The organism is Arthrobacter sp. NPDC093125 (genome assembly GCF_044754225.1).
GTDB lineage: Bacteria > Actinomycetota > Actinomycetes > Actinomycetales > Micrococcaceae > Arthrobacter.
This window is the reverse complement of record NZ_JBIVOQ010000009.1, coordinates 66,780-84,004: the sequence shown is the minus strand read 5'-3', so window position 1 is coordinate 84,004 and position 17,225 is coordinate 66,780. Positions and strand designations below refer to the sequence as shown.

General features: G+C 65.8%; 16 protein-coding genes. All 16 read right to left on the bottom strand.

Features of this window, described 5'->3' with window-relative positions:
• Nucleotides 1-45: 45 nt before the first annotated feature.
• The 16 genes from ACIP9X_RS16015 to ACIP9X_RS15940 all read right to left on the bottom strand — a co-directional run bounded on the left by ACIP9X_RS16015 (nt 46) and on the right by ACIP9X_RS15940 (nt 17,214).
• A complete protein-coding gene (locus ACIP9X_RS16015; protein WP_400480738.1) occupies nt 46-972 on the bottom strand; it encodes an RluA family pseudouridine synthase in 927 nt (308 codons plus the stop codon).
• On the bottom strand, nt 965-1,537 hold the full coding sequence (lspA, locus tag ACIP9X_RS16010) for a signal peptidase II (RefSeq protein ID WP_400480737.1): 573 nt from the start codon (nt 1,535-1,537) through the stop codon (nt 965-967). The genes ACIP9X_RS16015 and lspA overlap by 8 nt, the downstream gene beginning before the upstream one ends.
• 81 nt (nt 1,538-1,618) lie before the next feature.
• Nucleotides 1,619-2,311, bottom strand: coding sequence for a DivIVA domain-containing protein (locus tag ACIP9X_RS16005; protein WP_400480736.1), 693 nt, complete (start codon nt 2,309-2,311; stop codon nt 1,619-1,621).
• 159 nt (nt 2,312-2,470) lie between these two features.
• Nucleotides 2,471-2,758: a YggT family protein gene (locus ACIP9X_RS16000; RefSeq protein WP_400480735.1), complete on the bottom strand. Its 288-nt coding sequence runs from the start codon at nt 2,756-2,758 to the stop codon at nt 2,471-2,473.
• A 144-nt stretch (nt 2,759-2,902) separates the two neighbouring features.
• On the bottom strand, nt 2,903-3,430 hold the full coding sequence (locus ACIP9X_RS15995; RefSeq protein ID WP_400480734.1) for a cell division protein SepF: 528 nt from the start codon (nt 3,428-3,430) through the stop codon (nt 2,903-2,905).
• Nucleotides 3,431-3,518: 88 nt separating this feature from the next.
• Nucleotides 3,519-4,253 (bottom strand): YggS family pyridoxal phosphate-dependent enzyme, encoded by a 735-nt coding sequence (locus ACIP9X_RS15990; protein WP_400480733.1) that lies wholly within the window; start codon nt 4,251-4,253, stop codon nt 3,519-3,521.
• Nucleotides 4,246-4,935 carry a polyphenol oxidase family protein gene (locus tag ACIP9X_RS15985; protein ID WP_400480732.1) on the bottom strand — a complete coding sequence of 230 codons (690 nt, stop codon included), beginning with the start codon at nt 4,933-4,935 and terminating at the stop codon, nt 4,246-4,248. The genes ACIP9X_RS15990 and ACIP9X_RS15985 overlap by 8 nt, the downstream gene beginning before the upstream one ends.
• Nucleotides 4,936-5,068: 133 nt before the next feature.
• Nucleotides 5,069-6,298, bottom strand: a complete 1,230-nt coding sequence (gene ftsZ, locus ACIP9X_RS15980; RefSeq protein WP_400480731.1) for a cell division protein FtsZ — start codon at nt 6,296-6,298, stop codon at nt 5,069-5,071.
• Nucleotides 6,299-6,494: 196 nt separating this feature from the next.
• Nucleotides 6,495-7,592, bottom strand: coding sequence for an FtsQ-type POTRA domain-containing protein (locus ACIP9X_RS15975; RefSeq protein ID WP_400480730.1), 1,098 nt, complete (start codon nt 7,590-7,592; stop codon nt 6,495-6,497).
• Nucleotides 7,585-8,979, bottom strand: a complete 1,395-nt coding sequence (gene murC / locus ACIP9X_RS15970) for a UDP-N-acetylmuramate--L-alanine ligase (protein ID WP_400480729.1) — start codon at nt 8,977-8,979, stop codon at nt 7,585-7,587. Before murC ends, ACIP9X_RS15975 begins: the two co-directional genes overlap by 8 nt.
• Nucleotides 8,976-10,076, bottom strand: coding sequence for an undecaprenyldiphospho-muramoylpentapeptide beta-N-acetylglucosaminyltransferase (murG, locus tag ACIP9X_RS15965; protein ID WP_400480728.1), 1,101 nt, complete (start codon nt 10,074-10,076; stop codon nt 8,976-8,978). The genes murC and murG overlap by 4 nt, the downstream gene beginning before the upstream one ends.
• A gap of 10 nt (nt 10,077-10,086) precedes the next feature.
• A complete protein-coding gene (gene ftsW / locus ACIP9X_RS15960; RefSeq protein WP_400480727.1) occupies nt 10,087-11,382 on the bottom strand; it encodes a putative lipid II flippase FtsW in 1,296 nt (431 codons plus the stop codon).
• A 2-nt stretch (nt 11,383-11,384) separates the two neighbouring features.
• Nucleotides 11,385-12,974: a UDP-N-acetylmuramoyl-L-alanine--D-glutamate ligase gene (murD, locus tag ACIP9X_RS15955; RefSeq protein ID WP_400480726.1), complete on the bottom strand. Its 1,590-nt coding sequence runs from the start codon at nt 12,972-12,974 to the stop codon at nt 11,385-11,387.
• Nucleotides 12,956-14,065 carry a phospho-N-acetylmuramoyl-pentapeptide-transferase gene (gene mraY, locus ACIP9X_RS15950; RefSeq protein WP_400480725.1) on the bottom strand — a complete coding sequence of 370 codons (1,110 nt, stop codon included), beginning with the start codon at nt 14,063-14,065 and terminating at the stop codon, nt 12,956-12,958. The genes murD and mraY overlap by 19 nt, the downstream gene beginning before the upstream one ends.
• Nucleotides 14,062-15,531 carry a UDP-N-acetylmuramoyl-tripeptide--D-alanyl-D-alanine ligase gene (murF, locus tag ACIP9X_RS15945; protein WP_400480724.1) on the bottom strand — a complete coding sequence of 490 codons (1,470 nt, stop codon included), beginning with the start codon at nt 15,529-15,531 and terminating at the stop codon, nt 14,062-14,064. The genes mraY and murF overlap by 4 nt, the downstream gene beginning before the upstream one ends.
• A 6-nt stretch (nt 15,532-15,537) precedes the next feature.
• On the bottom strand, nt 15,538-17,214 hold the full coding sequence (locus ACIP9X_RS15940) for a UDP-N-acetylmuramoyl-L-alanyl-D-glutamate--2,6-diaminopimelate ligase (protein ID WP_400480723.1): 1,677 nt from the start codon (nt 17,212-17,214) through the stop codon (nt 15,538-15,540).
• Nucleotides 17,215-17,225 lie beyond the last annotated feature (11 nt).

Here is a 17,225-nt window from a genome sequence, read left to right as displayed (position 1 = left end):
TCCGGCAAACCCGACCCGCCAACCTGGCGCCGGCCAACCCGATCCTCAGGCGTTGCCGGACTCCAGAACCTGCAGCGCATAGGCCAGATCTTCCGGGTACTCGCTGGTCACAGTCACCCGTTCACCGGTTCTGGGGTGGTCGAAGCCAAGCTGCCGGGCATGGAGCCACTGCCGGGTCAGGCCAAGGGTGGCGGCAAGGCGCGGGTCGGCGCCGTAGGTGAGGTCACCGGCACAGGGATGCCGAAGCGCAGCGAAATGCACACGGATCTGGTGGGTCCTGCCTGTCTCCAGATGGACCTCCACCAGGGTCGCCTTGCCATAGGCCTCAAGGACCTCGTAGTGCGTGACAGACGGCCTACCCTCCTCGATGACGGCAAAGCGCCAGTCATGGCCGGGGTGCCGCCCGATGGGAGCATCGATGGTGCCCTGCAGGGGGTCCGGCAGGCCCTGGACCACAGCGTGGTAGACCTTGTCGACGGTGCGGTCCTTGAAGGCCCGCTTGAGCGCTGTGTAGGCATCTTCTGACTTGGCAACCACCATGACACCGGACGTGCCGACGTCGAGACGGTGGACAATGCCGGCACGTTCGGACGCGCCGGACGTCGAGATGCGGTACCCGGCGCCGGCAAGTCCTCCGACGACGGTCGGCCCCACCCAGCCGGGCGACGGGTGCGCGGCCACACCCACCGGCTTATCAACGACCACGAAGTCGTCGTCATCCAGCAGGATTTTCAGGCCTTCCACTTCTTCCTCCACAACTTCCAAGGGGTCCCGCCGTACCGGGACTGTCACGTGGAGCACGGTGCCGGACGCGAGCCTGGCAGACTTCCCCAGAGGTTTTCCGCCGCTGACGACATTGCCTTCAGCGATAAGCGTCGCTGCCAGGGACCGGGACATGCCCATCAGTTTGGCCAGACCGGCATCCGCGCGGCTGCCGTCGAGCTCGTCAGGGACCACAAGCTGCTCAGACATTCTTGCCTCCGTCGTGCTTGCCCGCTGAGTGCCGGGAGCCGTCCAGCCCGATCCCCCGCAGGGTCAGCAGGCAGATGATGACCACTGAGGACACCACGGCCGAGTCGGCAATGTTGAAAATCGCGAAGTTAGGCAGCTGGATGAAATCCACCACGTGCCCCATGGCGAAAGAAGGTTCGCGGAACAACCGGTCGGTCAGGTTGCCGGTGGCACCGCCGAACAGGAGGCCCAAAGCCACAGCCCACCACGCCGAGCCGAGCCGGCGCAGCTGGAACAGGATGGCCACCGAGACGGCCACCATGATGATGGTGAAGATCCACGTCACGTTTTCGCCGATGGAAAAGGCGGCGCCTGAGTTCCGGATGAAGTACCAGTGCAGCAGCGGGGGCAGAACCGGGACGCGTTCGCCTTCGACCATGGTGCTTGTGACCCATAGCTTGGTGAGCTGGTCGAAGATGTACGCGAAGGCAGCCAGTCCGGCGAACAGGGAGAGCAGGACTGCCCGGCGGGGCCGTGGTCGCGGGGAGGCTGGGTGCGCTGCGTCAGCGGCGATTTCGTCTGTCATGGTGCTTTCGTTCGGGAACCGAGGTTAATCACAAAAGCCGGCGGCCGAGGAATCCTCAGCCACCGGCTTTCAGAATACGTGCTAAACGGTAGCGTTGCTTTCGCCGACCTCGGGGGCGGCGACGGAGCCACGGGCGTCCAGGTCGCGGAGCTGACCTTCGATGTAGGCCTTCAGGCGTGAGCGGTAGTCGCGCTCGAAGCCGCGGAGCTGCTCCACCTTGCGCTCGAGGACGGAACGCTGCTGCTCGAGTGCGCCGAGGATCTTGCGGGACTTCTCCTGGGCATCGTTGACGAGGCTGCTGGCTTCGATCTGTGCTTCGGCGATGATCTTGTCGCGCTGTTCCTGGCCGTCAGCGATGTGGCGGTCGTGCATCTGCTGGGCCATGGCGAGCAGGCCGGCAGCGGACTCGGAGACGTTGCCGCCACCTACAGCGGGAGCCGGTGCTGCCACGGGTGCAGCCTGCTCGGCAGCCTTCTTCTTGGCAAGCTCTGCGGCCTTTGCTTCGGCTTCGGCCTTCGCACGTGCTTCGTCCTTGTCGGCCTTAGCCGGAGCCGGAACCTTCTCAACGACAGGCGCCACTGCTGCGGAGGCAGCGGGATTGCCGCCGGAAACCTCGGCGAGCTTCTTGCGAAGTTCGTCGTTTTCCTGGTTCAGGCGGCGCAGTTCAACCACGATTTCGTCCAGGAAGTCATCGACCTCGTCCTGGTCGTAGCCTTCGCGGAACTTGGTCGGCTGAAAGCGCTTGTTGACAACGTCTTCTGGCGTCAAAGCCATCTGGTCACCTCGTTGGTCTAGTTAGTCAGTAGGCCTTCCGGCCGTTCAAAACTACGGTACCTAAATATGGTCTGGTTCCTCTAATTCAACACGTAGTGTCAAACCGGAGATTTTCAGCGCAGTCAGCAGTTCCTTCCGGGAACAGACGCTGCAGTGAAGCTATGCGAAGGATCTGGTGATTGCCATTGCGATGCTGAGCGCGATAAACAGCACCAGGAAGCCCAGGTCCAGGGAGACACCGCCGAGCCGCAGCGGCGGGATGACCCGGCGGAGCACCTTCAGCGGCGGATCCGTGACCGAGTACACCGCGTGCGCCGCGACCAGTGCTGCCCCTCGCGGGCGCCATTCGCGTGCGAACATTTGGACCCAGTCGAACACCAGCCGCACGATGAGTGCCACGAAGATGAACAGCAGGACGATATAGATGAGCCCGAATACTAGTCCCATGAGCTAATCAAAATCTCCATGTTCATTCCGGATGCGGCGGCATCCATGTCGGCCCGGCCTGATGCTGAACCACTGCGTCAGCTCAAATACTATGTCAGCACGGATGCCAGGCAGGAGTCCTGCCTGGCATCCGGAGCGTTTTCCCTAGCTTTGGTTGAAAAAGCTGGCGGTGGTATCGCTGGCTTTCTTGTCATCACCGATGACCTCAACGTACGACGGCGACAGCAGGAACACCTTGTTGGTGACACGCTCGATGCTTCCGCGGAGACCGAAAACCAGTCCCGCCGAGAAGTCCACAAGGCGCTTGGCGTCGGCTTCGCCCATGTCGGTGACGTTCATGATGACGGGGATGCCGTCGCGGAAGCTTTCGCCGATGAGCTTGGCGTCGTTGTAGGACCGCGGGTGGATCGTGGTGATCTGCCGGAGTCCGGTGCTTTCCTCGCGGCTGGAAGCCGCACGTTTGATGGGTGTCACGGGTGCGCGGTATTCCTCTTCGGCGGGGGCGGGCACTTCACGGACGACCTCGCGGACGGGTGCCGGGGCACGGCGTTCTTCGCGGTCAGGCTCCATGTGGTCCTCGTCCTTTTGCTGGGTGGAAAGCTCAGACTCGTAGTGCTCTTCGCCATCGGCGAGCCCAAGATAGATCATTGTCTTGCGCAGAGCGCCAGCCATGGTCGACTCCTAATCGTGTCCGTAAGCGGGCCGCCCAAACGTCTGACAGCATCGGAAATCCCCGCCATTCACTTCCAATACTCAGACGCTATCGCACGGCCGGGCGCGAACCGAGAATATCCGAGCCGATTCTCAGGTGTGTCGCACCATGGCGGATGGCGGATTCCAGGTCCTGGCTCATGCCCGCTGAAATGCCTGCTGCGGCGGGGTGGTCTGCCCGAAGCGCTGCGGAAATATCGGCCAGTTTCGCGAACGCACGGTCCGCGTCGGCGCCCAGGGGAGCAACCGCCATGACCCCGGCCAACTGCAGGCCGGCGGCGGCTTCCACCTGGTCCGCCAGCAACGCAACGTCGGCGGGTGCGGCTCCGCCGCGATGCGCCCCGGCGTCGTCTTCCAGGCTCACCTGGATAAAGCACTCCAGAGGGCCCCGGCCAGACGCCTCCTGTTCCGCTGACATGGCCCGGCCCAGCGTTTCCACGAGCTGGGGACGGTCCACAGAGTGAACGGCATGGGCGTAGCGGACCACGTTTTTGGATTTCTTGCTTTGCAGCTGGCCCACGAAGTGCCACCTGACATCCAGTCCGCTGAGCGTGGCCGCCTTTTCCGACGCCTCTTGGTCCCGGTTTTCGCCGAAGTCCGACACTCCGAGCCCGGCGAGCCTGCGGACATCATCTGCGGGGTGGAACTTGGTCACGACGATGAGCCGCGGCGCGTCGCCGCTGCGCCCAGCGGCGACGGCGGCCTCCGCAATGCGCAGGTTCACCGCTTCGAGGCGCTGCCTCAGCTGTGCCGTCCTGGGGTCTGTTTCAGGAGTCTCAGTCATGTGCCCACACCAGCCCCACGAACCGGCCGGACCGCTGGTCCCTTCGATAGGAGTAGAGGGATTCGGTTTCAAGGGTGCAGGGTCCCCGATATTCGATGACCGCGCCTTCCGCTTCAAGCTGGCTTGCTGCGCCTGCCGGAAGGTCGAGCGCCGGCGTTCCCCACGTTGTGGTGGCCCAGGCAGACGGCACGACGGCGGAGACTTCATCCCGGAGGTCGGCGGGCACTTCGTAGCAGGCACCGCAGATGGACGGCCCGAGCCAGGCGCGGATGTTCTTCGCACCCGCAACCCTCAGCTGCTCCACCGCGGCTGGAATGATCCCGGAAGCCAGTCCCGGGCGGCCCGCGTGGACCACTCCCAACAGCGGGCCGGAGTCCGACTCAGCGACAAGAACGAGGGGGATGCAGTCTGCCACCATGACGGCCAGCGGTTCCGAGCGGGACACCATCGCATCTGCTGTGGGTGTCTCCGCAGCAGAACCCATGAGAGCCACGTGGTTACCGTGAACCTGGTTCATGTAACGGAAGCTGCGCGGGGCAATCCCTGCGGCAGCGTTTAGTTCGTCGCGCCGCTGCAGAACGGACGGCCCGTTGTCGCCCACGTGCAACGCGAGGTTGCCTGCCGTGGTGTCGGTGAACGCCACCGACACACCGGGAAGAACTTCAGAGCGCCACAGGAACAATCAGAACACCGACAACAATCAAAAACACCGACAATCAGGAAAGCTTTGGTTCAGGGAAGTTTGACACAGGAACATGCTCCAGGGGCGGCCGGATCGCAGCTCCGGCCGCCCGCTGACAGTCAGGGAAGGCTTCCTACTTCAGGAAGTCCGGGACGTCCAGGTCATCCTGGCGGCCGCCGGAGAGATCGGGCTCAACAACGGACGGAAGGTCGACGTCGAATCCTGAGTCTGCGGGAACCGCGGACGACCGCTGACCCCAGCTGCCCAGGTTGGTGGCGGCACCGACTCCGGCGTGCACCGGCTGGACGTGGACCTGCGGGTTGCCGGAGGGCGCCTGGCTCGGCGCAGCGGCCGGAACAGCGGGGCGCTGCGGGGCGGCCTGCGGCTGGGACTGGTCCATGGACGGCGAGGTGGCCTTGACGTCGTCAAAACCGGCCGCGATGACTGTGACGCGCGCCTCGTCGCCGAGGGCGTCGTCGATCACGGCACCGAAGATGATGTTGGCTTCGGGGTGCGCCACTTCCTGCACCAGGCGGGCAGCCTCGTTGATCTCGAACAGGCCGAGGTCGGAACCGCCCTGGATCGAGAGCAGCACGCCGTGCGCACCGTCAATGGAAGCTTCAAGCAGCGGCGACGCAATAGCGAGCTCGGCAGCTTTGACAGCCCTGTCCTCGCCGCGGGCGGAGCCGATGCCCATGAGCGCCGAACCGGCACCCTGCATGACGGACTTGACATCGGCGAAGTCGAGGTTGATCAGCCCGGGGGTGGTGATGAGGTCCGTGATGCCCTGGACACCGGACAGCAGGACCTGGTCAGCCGAGCGGAACGCGTCCAGCACCGAGACGTTGCGGTCGCTGATGGACAGCAGGCGGTCATTGGGGATGACGATCAGCGTGTCGACTTCATCGCGCAGCGCGTCGATGCCGGCCTCGGCGGAGCCCGCGCGGCGGCGTCCCTCGAAGGTGAAGGGGCGCGTCACGACACCAATGGTCAGGGCGCCAAGGGACCGGGCGATGCGCGCGACCACGGGAGCGCCGCCGGTGCCCGTTCCACCGCCCTCGCCTGCCGTCACGAAGACCATGTCGGCCCCGCGGAGCACTTCCTCGATCTCGTCAGCGTGGTCTTCGGCAGCCTGCCGGCCGACCTCGGGATTGGCGCCAGCGCCAAGCCCGCGCGTCAGTTCGCGCCCGACGTCAAGCTTGACGTCGGCATCGCTCATCAGCAGCGCCTGGGCATCGGTGTTGATCGCGATGAATTCGACACCGCGGAGACCCACCTCGATCATGCGGTTGACTGCGTTCACGCCACCGCCGCCGATGCCGACGACCTTGATGACGGCCAAGTAATTCTGCGGAGCTGCCACGTTACGTGTCCCTTGTTCGTGTCCTATTGCGAAAACTGATGGAGTCGAGCTTGAAGCTTCGAACCTTAACCTTCGAGTTGAAGGTTATAGTTATGTCAAGTAACTCTGTCTGTGACGCTATTTCCTATGCTTCGTACATTCAATAACCGCCGCAGCGTGTCGTACTAATCCCGGCGAAATACGGCGTGTCAGTCCGTCACCGAGTCACGGGGTGCCGGGGAACGCTGATGTCGTAGACCTTGACAGGATTGGCAGGGTCAGCCGGAACCTTCAGCAGGGCTTCCAGCACGCGTGCCTTCAGCTCCTTCTCCCCCGCGTTGCCCCAGACGATGGTCTGTCCGTCAATGAGTTTCAGTTCTACCGCGTCAACGGATTTCGCGGAGGCGTTGGAAAGTTTGGCCAGGACGCTGGCGGGCAAAGCACCCAGGACGGCGGCAGTGGCCTGGAACAGATCCTTACCGATTGCACCGGCGCCGCCGTCAATCACCGGCAGTTTCACACTGGCAGGATCGGCTGTGGAGCTCAGCCGGACACCCTCCACGTCCACCAGAATGTACTCCTCCCCGCGCTTCACGAGCGCCACCGGGATGCGTTCCTGGACCTGCACCACGAGTGTCGAGGGCGGGTGGGCCTGCGTGGTCACCGACTTGATCTGCACGAGCGGCTTGAGCAGCACGTCAACTTCCCCGTCACTGATTTGGGGCAGGGGTTTTCCCTGCAGCGGTTTGAGGGCCGCCTGGACCTGTGCGGGCTTGAGCAGTTTGGTGCCGCTCACGGTCACCGTCCTGACGGCGAGCAGGGGCGAGTAGACGGCGGCCACCAGCACGCCGGCCACCAGCGCCGCCACGACGCACGCGGCGATAATGGCGCTCCGCCTGATCCGCTTGCCTTTGGGCTCGGGAAAGGCGAGGACGTTGTCTGGCCCTGCACCGGCTTTCTCGTTTGCGGCCTTCTGCTCTGCGGACTTCCGGTCAGCAAGCCTCTGCTTCCCGGCCTTCCATTTTCCGGCCATTTGGCCTGCAGCGTTCTGATAACCGGCATTCTGCCCGGCTGGTTTTTGCCCGGGCGCTTTGTGCCAGGCTGCTTTTTGCCCTTCGGGCTGCGAACCGGCAGGCTCCACATTCGCGCTCTTGGAGGCGGTGATCACTCCCGGTTGCCCGTTCCGGGACTCCCGTGCCCCGGACTCGGACACCCCGGACTGCGGCGCCTGTGATCCCGAAGCCGCCGATTCCGCTTCCTTGCCCCGGGTTCCGGGACCGGTGGGCCGATAGGTTGGCCGGCGGGTGCTAGCCACTGCGCGACTCCACAGCGAGCGACTCCACGATGAGCGGCCCGTAAGCTGTCACGTCGCCGGCGCCCGCGGTCAGCACCACGTCTCCGGGCTGTGCAGCTGCGGCCACAGCAGCCACTGCAGTTGCTCCTCCATCCGTCAGGTGCCCGCCCGCGCCGAGATGCTCCGCGATCAGGCCGCTGGTGACGCCGGGGATCGGATCTTCCCTGGCCGGATAAATGTCCAGTACCAAGGCAGTGTCCGCCGCATTCAGGGCTTCAGCGAATTCCTTGGCGAATTCACGCGTCCGGGAAAACAGATGGGGCTGGAACAGGACATGGACCTTGTGGTTCCCGGCCACAGACCGTGCGGCGGCGAGGGCAGCACGCACCTCCGTTGGGTGGTGGGCGTAGTCGTCGTACACGCGCACTCCCCTGCCCTCGCCCTTGAATTCAAACCGCCGTGAGGCACCGGAGAAGCCTGCCAGCGCCGCTGCCGCAGTGCCTGGTTCCACGCCCAGCTCCAAGGCCACCGCCATGGCGGCAGCGGCGTTGAGCGCATTGTGCCGGCCGGGGACCTGCAGTGACAGCGGGAGGCTGCCGGCCGCCGTCGTGATGGCGACGTCGCCGGGGCCGCCGTCGGACAGCCGTATCTCAGCGTCCCCGGACGTGCCGTACAGCACCACACGGGTGTTGTTCCGCTCTGCGGTGCGGCGCGCCAATGCCAGCGCTCCGGCGTCGTCAGCGCAGGCAATGAGCACCCCGTCCGCCGGCAGCAGGGCGGTGAAGCTGTCGAAGGAGGCATAGACTGCCTCGGCCGTGCCGTAGTGGTCCAGGTGGTCCGGTTCGACGTTCGTTACGACGGCGATCTTCGGCCGGTAATTCAGGAACGAGCCGTCCGACTCGTCGGCTTCCGCCACGAAAACCTTTGACGTGCCGCTTGCCGCATTGACGCCGAGCGCCGGAACGTTGGCGCCGATCGCGAAGGACGGGTCCAAACCCGCACCCTGCAGCAGCACCGCGATCATCGACGTTGTGGTGGACTTGCCGTGTGTGCCGGCCACGGTGACCACGAGGTCATCGCCCATGGTCGCGGCCAGCGCCTCCGAGCGGTGCAGCACGGGCAGGCCTGCTGCCCGGGCGGCGGCAAGCTCCGGGTTGTCCTCCCGGATGGCGGAGCCTGCGACGACTGTCTGGGCGCCGCCGAGGTTCTCCGCTGCATAGCCCACCGCAATCGTGGCCCCGGCAGCCGCGAGGTCGGCCATCACGGGCAGATCCTTCGCGTCGGAGCCGCTTACCGGCACACCCCGGGCCACCATGATCCGGGCAACGGCGGACATGCCGACGCCGCCGATCCCGATGAAATGTACGCGCCCAAGCGCTTCCTGCTGAAGTACGCCGTTGCCGGTCATGCGGATACCGCTTCCAGTACGAGACCGGCCATCAGCCGGTCGGCATCCCTGATGCCAAGGTTTTCGGAGTTTGCTGCCATGGTTTCAAGCCGGGCCCGGTCCGTCAGCAGCGGAATGAGCTGCCCGCGCACCCACTCGGGGGTGAACTCGCGGTCGGCCACCAGCAGGGCGCCGCCGGCCTGCACCAGCCCTTCGGCGTTGAGTGCCTGCTCGCCGTTGCCGATGGGCAGCGGGACGAACACGGCGGGAACGCCGACGGCGGCGACCTCGCTCACCGTGGCCGCTCCGGACCGGGCGAGCAGCAGGTCCGCGGCAGCGTACACCGACTCCATGCCGTCGACGTACTCGAGCTGGCGGTAGCCCTCCGCCTGCAGGACATTGCCGTCGCTGTCCTCCAGCGCCTTGCCCCGGCCGGTGATGTGGAGCGTCTGGATTCCGGCTTCCGCCAACGTATCCAGGGAAGCGGCCACCGTCCGGTTGATGCTCTGCGCGCCGGAAGAGCCGCCCGTGACGATGAGTACCGGTTTTTCAGGCTGCAGCCCGAGGGCGCCCAGGGCTTCCGCCCGGGCGGTTCCCCGGACCATCGCCGAAATTTCGCGCCGCATGGGCATGCCGACATGCCGGGCGTGGCGCAGCGGTGTGCCGGCGAACGCAACAGCCACGTGTTTGCTGAAGAGTGCGCCTACCCTGTTGGCGAGCCCCGGGCGGGCGTTGGCCTCGTGGATGACGATCGGAATTTTTCGGCGCCAGGCGGCCAGGTACATCGGCGTGCAGACGTAGCCGCCCACCCCCACCAGGACGTCGGCCCCGGCTTCGTCCAGGATCCGGCCGGCCTGCCTGACGGCGCCTGCCAGACGGGCGGGCAGCCGCAGCAGGTCGGCCGAGGGGCGGCGCGGGAACGGGACGCGGTCGATCGTGGCGAGTTCCAGTCCGGCCGCGGGAACCAGCCTGGTTTCCATGCCCGAGGACGTTCCGACTGCAAGCAGCCGGGCGTCGGGGCGGGCTTCGCGGATGGCCGAAGCAATGGCGAGCAGCGGGTTGATATGGCCCGCCGTTCCACCGCCGGCGAGGACCACGGATAAGGTGTCGGATTTCATCAGGAGACGTTTACGCTTTCGTACGGGGTGTCTTGCGTCCGCGCTTCCGCAGCGGCGGCAACAGTTTCCGGGGCCGAAGGTTGGGAGCCATCTGTTCCCGGGCCAGTGACAACACTACGCCGATTGCGCAGAGCGACATGAGCAGGGCTGATCCGCCGTAGGAGATGAAGGGCAGCGGAACGCCGATCACCGGGACGAGGCCGGTGACCACCGCCATGTTGACCGTGGCCTGGCCCAGCAGCCAGACCATGATGGTGCCGGCGAGGACGCGGTGGAAGAGATCCTCCTGCGCCACCACCACACGGTAGATCGCGGCGCCGAGGATGGCGAAGAGAATGAGGACGACGACGGTCCCCACCAGTCCGAGCTCCTCACCGATGATGGCGAAAATGAAGTCGTTGTGGGCTTCCGGAATCCAGCTGTACTTTTGCCGGCTCTGGCCGAGCCCGACGCCGAACCAGCCGCCCGAGGCGAGCCCGTACAGGCCGTTTGTGGACTGGTAGTTGGCATCCGTTCCGTCGCCGCAGCTTTGGCCTGTCCACCACGAGGTGATGCGGCACATGCGGTTGGAGCTGGTCATGGCCATGAAAGCGGTGCCTATGACCGCCACTATTGCCGCGAAGCCAAAGAGGTACAGGCGCACACCGGCGAAGAACAGTGCGGCCGCCATGATCATCATGATGATCATGCCAGTGCCAAGGTCGTTGCCGGCGAGGACGAGTCCGATGACGCCCAGGGCCACCGGCACCACAGGAATCACCGCATGCTGCCACCGGTGAATCAGCTTGGACTTCTTGGCAAGTACCGTGGCCATCCAGAGCGCCAGGGCGAGTTTGGCGGCCTCGGATGGCTGCAGGGTGAAGAACCCGCCGACTTCGATCCAGTTTTTGTTGCCGTTCACGCTGGTGCCGATCAGCAGCACCAGGCCGAGCAGGCCGTAGGAGATGAAAATGCCCAGCCAGGCCAGCCGTTTGAGCCACACCACATTGATCCGGGACAGCATAAACATGAAGAAGATGCCGATCCCCGCAAACAGCCCCTGCTTGAGGGCCGCCGAATAGGGGGACTCCCCGGCGGCAATGGCCTCGACGCTGGAGGCAGACAGCACCATCATGATCCCGATGGCCGTCAGGGCGAGGGTCGTGCCCAGAATCAGGTAGTAGGTGGAGCCGTTGCGGGACTTGCCGGTCCCTTCAAGGGCCGACCAGAAGCGGCGGTATCCGCGCAGCAACTTCCCAGGAAGCGGCCGCTGCAGCACGGTGCTTCCCGTCGGCCGCTTCACCGGCCGTGTGGGCGTGCTGACCATTCCTACTCCTTGCCGGTCTGAGCCTGCCCTTCCACGAGCCCGCGGACTGCTTCGATGAAGGCGTCGCCACGGTGAGCGTAGGAAGAGAACTGATCCATGGAGGCAGCCGCAGGCGCCATGAGCACTGTGTCACCGGAGGTGGCAAGCTGTGCTGCTGATGCGACGGCCCGCGCCATGACGGCTTCGCCGGACTCGGAGGAGGACAGCGCGCCGTCCTGACCGGTTCCGGCGGACTGCACGTTTTCAGTGTCGCCCGTGGCGGGCCGGATGACGGGTACATCCGGAGCGTGTCGCCCCAGTGCCTCTTCGAGGGATGACGTGTCCTTGCCGATGAGCACCACGGCCTTGAGCCGTCCGGCGTGCTGGCTCACGATCTCGTCGTAGGTGACCCCCTTGGAGAGGCCACCGGCAATCCAGACAACAGGATCAAATGCCGACAGCGAGGCCGCGGCGGCGTGCGGGTTGGTGGCCTTGGAGTCGTTGATCCACAGCACGCCCTGCTGCTTGGCAACGGGCTGGATGCGGTGGCTACCGGGGATGTAGTCCCGCAAACCCTGGCGGACGTGCTCGGGGCTGATCCCGTAAGCCCTCACCAGCCCGGCTGCGGCCAGCGCGTTGGCCACCATGTGGCGGGGAGCCACCGGGCCAAGGTCCGACATCGAGGCAAGCTCCGCTGCACTGTCCTTGCGCTCGGCAATGAAGGCCCTGTCCACCAGAAGGCCCTCGACGACGCCGAGCATGCTGATCGCGGGCGTGACGGTGGTAAAGCCGACGGCCCGGCAGCCCTCCACGACGTCGGCGTCCTCCACCATCCGTTCGGTTTCGATCTGCTCGGCGTTGTACAGGCAGGCCTTCTGGGTGTGTTCGTAGATCTTGGCTTTGTCCGCCAGGTAGGAGTTGTACGAACCGTGCCAGTCAACGTGGTCCTCGGCGACGTTGAGGACCACACTCGCGACCGCCGAGACAGACTCGGACCAGTGCAGCTGGAAGCTGGACAGCTCCACGGCGAACACGTCGTAGTCGACGGGGTCCCGGAGGGCGTCCAGAATCGGGGTGCCCACATTGCCGACGGCGATCGCCTTCAGCCCCGCGGCCTTCAGCATCGACTCGGTTAGGCCTACCGTGGTGGTCTTTCCGTTGGTTCCGGTGATGGTCAGCCAGTCTGCCGTCTTGCGCCCTTCCCGGACGCGCACCCGCCAGGCCAGTTCGACGTCGCCCCAGACCGGAATGTGGGCCCGTGCGGCGGCGGCGAGCATAGCCTGGTCCGGCCGCCAGCCGGGCGAGGTCACCACCAGTTCCGGTTTCAGGCCATCGATCTTGGGCAGGGACTTCACAGCGTCCTCGCCGAGCAGGACGTCGGCGGCCCCGACGATCTTCAGGGTGTCTGCCTTGGCGCGGGCTGTCTCAGTCGTGGCGGCGTCCACCACCACCACCCGGGCACCCAGTTCGATGAGGGTGTCGGCCGCCGCGAAGCCTGAGACGCCGATGCCTGTAACCACCACGCGGAGCCCCGACCAGTCGGAGTCCCAGGTGACCAGGTCTTTGAGCCGGGCTGCCCCGGTGACGATGTCGCTCACAGCAGGACCACCCATTCCGCGTAGAAGATTCCAAGGCCCGCAGCGACGAACAGGCCGCCCAGGATCCAGAACCGGACGACGACTGTGACTTCAGCCCAGCCCTTAAGTTCAAAGTGGTGCTGGAGCGGAGCCATCTTGAAAAAGCGTTTGCCCTTGGTGACCTTGAAGTAGCCCACCTGGATGATCACCGACAGCGTGATGAGCACGAACAGACCGCCGATGAAGGCGAGCAGCAGTTCAGTGCGGGAAAGGATGGCGAACCCGGCGATGGCACCGCCGATAGCGAGGGATCCGGTGTCGCCCATGAAAATTTTGGCCGGTGAGGTGTTCCACCAGAGGAAGCCCACCAGCGCGGCGCTCATGATGGCGGCGAGGAGCGCAAGGTCCAGCGGGTCCCGCACGGAGTAACAGCCGCTGCCGGCCTGGCGGGGAGAACCGCAGGCCTGGTTGCTCTGCCATATGCCCATCAGGGTATATGCGCCGAAAACCATCACTGAGGCGCCTGCGGCCAGACCGTCGAGGCCGTCCGTCAGGTTGACGCCGTTGGTCGCCGCAGTGACGATCAGGTTTGACCAGAGGACGAACAGGATGGCTCCGAGCACGGTTCCGCCGAAGGCAAGGTCCAGCCAGGGAATGTCGCGGACCAGGGAGATCTTGGTGGACGCCGGCGTCAGGCCGTCGGAGTCCGGGAAGTACAGCGCCATGACGGCGAAAATGATGCCCACCGCGCCCTGCAGGATCAGCTTGGCCTTGGCGTTCAGGCCGAGGCTGCGCTGCCGGGAGATCTTGATGAAGTCATCCAGGAAACCCACCAGCCCCATCCCCACCATCAGGAAGAGCAGGAGCAGTGCTGACACCGACGGGCCGGCAGACCGCGGGTTCATCAGCCACATGATGAGGTGCGTCAGGCCGTAGCTGAGGAGCACGGCAGTAACAACCACCGTTCCGCCCATGGTCGGGGTGCCGCGCTTTGTGTGGTGGGACGTCGGCCCGTCATCACGGATGAACTGGCCATAGCTCTTGCGGACCAGCAGTCGGATGAACAGCGGTGTACCCACCAATGCCATCAGCAGGGCCAGGCCAGCGCCGATCAGCAGTGCAATCACAGCAGCTCGCTCCCTTCATTGGCGGTTGCGGGGGTTTTCGGGGGTAATGCTATCCGATCGCCCAAATGGCGGAGTCCCACGCTGTTGGAGGACTTGAACAGCACCAGATCGCCTGGTTCCAGCTGCGCTTCCAGGATTTCGAAGGCCTCGTCGGCCGTCTCGGCGAAGATGCATTCCTCGCCCCACGATCCTTCCTGGATGGCGGAGACGTAGAGCGGCCGCGCTTCCCGCCCCACTACGAGCAGGCGTGAGATGTTCAGGCGCACCACTTGGGTGCCGACGGCGGTGTGCTCCCGGATGGACTCGTCGCCCAGCTCGAGCATGGCTCCGAGCACTGCCCAGGTACGGCGGCCGCGGCCGAGGTCCGCGAGTGTCCGCAGCGCGGCCCGCATGGATTCCGGATTGGCGTTGTAGGCGTCGTTGATGATGGTCACGCCGTCGGGACGCTCGGTGCGCTCCATCCGCCAGCGGCTGGCGGCGGTCTGGGAGCTGAGCGATCCTGCGATGCGCTCCGCGGGAACACCGGCAGCGTGCGCTGCGGCCGCGGCTGCGAGCAGGTTGGCGACGTGGTGTTCACCGATGAGCCTGCTTGCGACATGGACCGGCTCTTCCCCGGGCAGCCCGAGGTCGAATTCCGGGTGCCCTGCTGCGTTCGTGTCCAGTTGCAGGGCCCGGACAACGGGACCTTCAGCAGCGGCGTTCCGGGACGAAAACCCAAGGACAGCGGCCTTGGTGCGGGAGGCCATGGCAGCCACCCTGGGATCATCCAGGTTCAGGACAGCCGTGCCGTCCGCCGGCAGCGCTTCCACCAGCTCGCCCTTGGCGACGGCGATGTTGTCCACTCCCCCGAACTCGCCCGCGTGCGCCGTGCCCACGCCCAGGACCACGCCGATTTCGGGGCGGACCATGGTGCACAGGTAGCTGATGTGGCCGATCCCGGTGGCGCCCATCTCGATCACGAGGTACCGGGTGTCATAGCCTGCCTGGAAGACCGTGAGCGGGACCCCGACCTCACCGTTGTAGGAGCCCTGCGGCGCAACAGTGGTCGCTTCCCCGGAGAGGATGCCGGCCAGGAGGTCCTTGGTGGTCGTCTTGCCGGCAGAACCGGTGATGCCGATCACCGTGAACGGTTCGCCCGCCGACTGCCGCCGTTCCCTGATCCGCCGGACCGCCTCGGCTGCCAGCGCGCCCATGGCCAGCACAGCGTCCTCGACCACCACGGCGGGGTAGCTCCTGCCCGTGGCGTCGGAAACCTCGCGCTCCGTGAGGGCCAGGATGGCGCCGCGGCTGAAGGCGGCCTCCACAAAGGCGTGCCCATCAGCGTTCTCGCCCGGCTTGGCGACGTAGAGGGAACCACTGATGGCTTCCCTGGAGTCCGTAACCACTGAGCCGGGGGTCAGCTGAGGATCGGCGAGGAGGCGGCCGCTGGTAATGTCGGCGATTTCCGCCGCAGTAAATGCAATCATGTCGGTCTAGGACTCTATCCGGTCATCTTCAAGAACGGTGAATCCCCGTGCCGTCAAGGCGTTCCGGAGCTCCACCCTGTCATCAAGGGCAAGGTTCACGCCCTTGACCTCCTGCCACACTTCGTGCCCCCGGCCGGCAACCAGGATGGTGTCGTTGGGCGCTGCCAGTTCCACGGCCTTCCGGATGGCCTCGTCGCGGGGGAAAACCTCCAGGATGCGGCAGTCGAGCTGCTCAGCTTCCTTGGCGTCGGTTGCGCCAACGAGCACTTCGGCCCGGATCGCGGCGGCGTCCTCGTCGTGCGGATCGTCGTCGCTGACGATCACCACGTCGGACAGGCGGGCTGCGATGGCCCCCATGGCGGGCCGCTTGCCCTGGTCACGCTGGCCGGTGGCGCCGAACACCACGATGACCTTGGACGAGGGGTCAGCTGAACGAACGGCCTCCAGCGCCCGGGACAGGGCATCCGGGTTGTGAGCAAAGTCGACCACTGCCGCGGGCGCGGTGGAGACAAGCTGCATCCTCCCGGGCACGGCGACAGTGAAGGGGTCAGTGGCGTCAAGGGCGGCCTGAACGTCAGAGGGCTCGGCACCCCCGGCTAGGACCATGGCAAGGGCCAGGGCGGCGTTGGAGACGTTGAAGCTGCCGGGGAGCCCGGTGTGCACGTGGAGCTCCACGCCGTTCCTGCCGCGCAGTGTGAACTCCGTGCCCAGGCCGCGGGGCCGGGTCTCCGTGACGGTCCAGTCGGCTGCCCCGGACGGAGCCGTCTCAGCGGACGGGGCAGCGGTTCCGTTGGAAGGCAACGTTGCAAGCGTGGTGACCGGAAGCTTTGCGTCAGCGGCGAGGCGGCGGCCCCAGTCGTCGTCGACCGTTACGACGGCGGCGCGGGCGCGCTCGGCAGTGAAAAGCTCCGCCTTCGTGCGGAAGTAATCCTCCATGGTGCCGTGCAGATCGAGGTGGTCCTGGGTGAGGTTGGTGAATCCGACCACGTCGAACACCACGCCGTCCACCCGGCGGAAGGAAACGGCGTGCGAGGACACCTCCATGGATGCCGCGTCGAGGCCGCGTTCCCGCATCAGGGCGAGCAGGGCGTGGACATCGGTGGACTCAGGTGTCGTCAGGAGGCTGGGAATGGGCTCACCGCCGGCCACAATCTCGATGGTCCCGATCAGGCCCGTTTTCTTGCCAAGGGCCTGGAGCAGCGAGTTGACGAAGTAGGTGGTGGTGGTTTTGCCGTTGGTGCCGGTGACCCCGAAAAGTGCCTGTGCGGTTCCGTCTGCTGCCTGGCTGCGGTAAATCACCGCGGCAAGTCGCCCGACGACGGCACGCGGCTCGTCCACGACCAGCACCGGCACCGATACGTCCGCAGCCAGGGCAAGGATGCGGGCGCCGGCGTCGTCCGTCAGAACGGCGACCGCTCCGGAATCAATGGCCGCGGCGGCGAAGTCGGCCCCGTGGCGCGCAGACCCCGGGAGTGCCACATAGAGATCGCCGTGCTCCACCGCCCGGGAGTTGAGGGAGATCCCTGTCACCGGGACGGCTGCCGAGGCTCCTGGGACGGAGACCCCGATGTCCCGGCCAAGGGTCCCCAGTTCAACTGGGGCGACGGCGGAGGGCCGGAACGCACTGCGGGTGGCCTGCCCTTGCTGGGCATCGGCAGTGCCAGGGGCATTGTGTTCTGACAAGGGAATCTCCG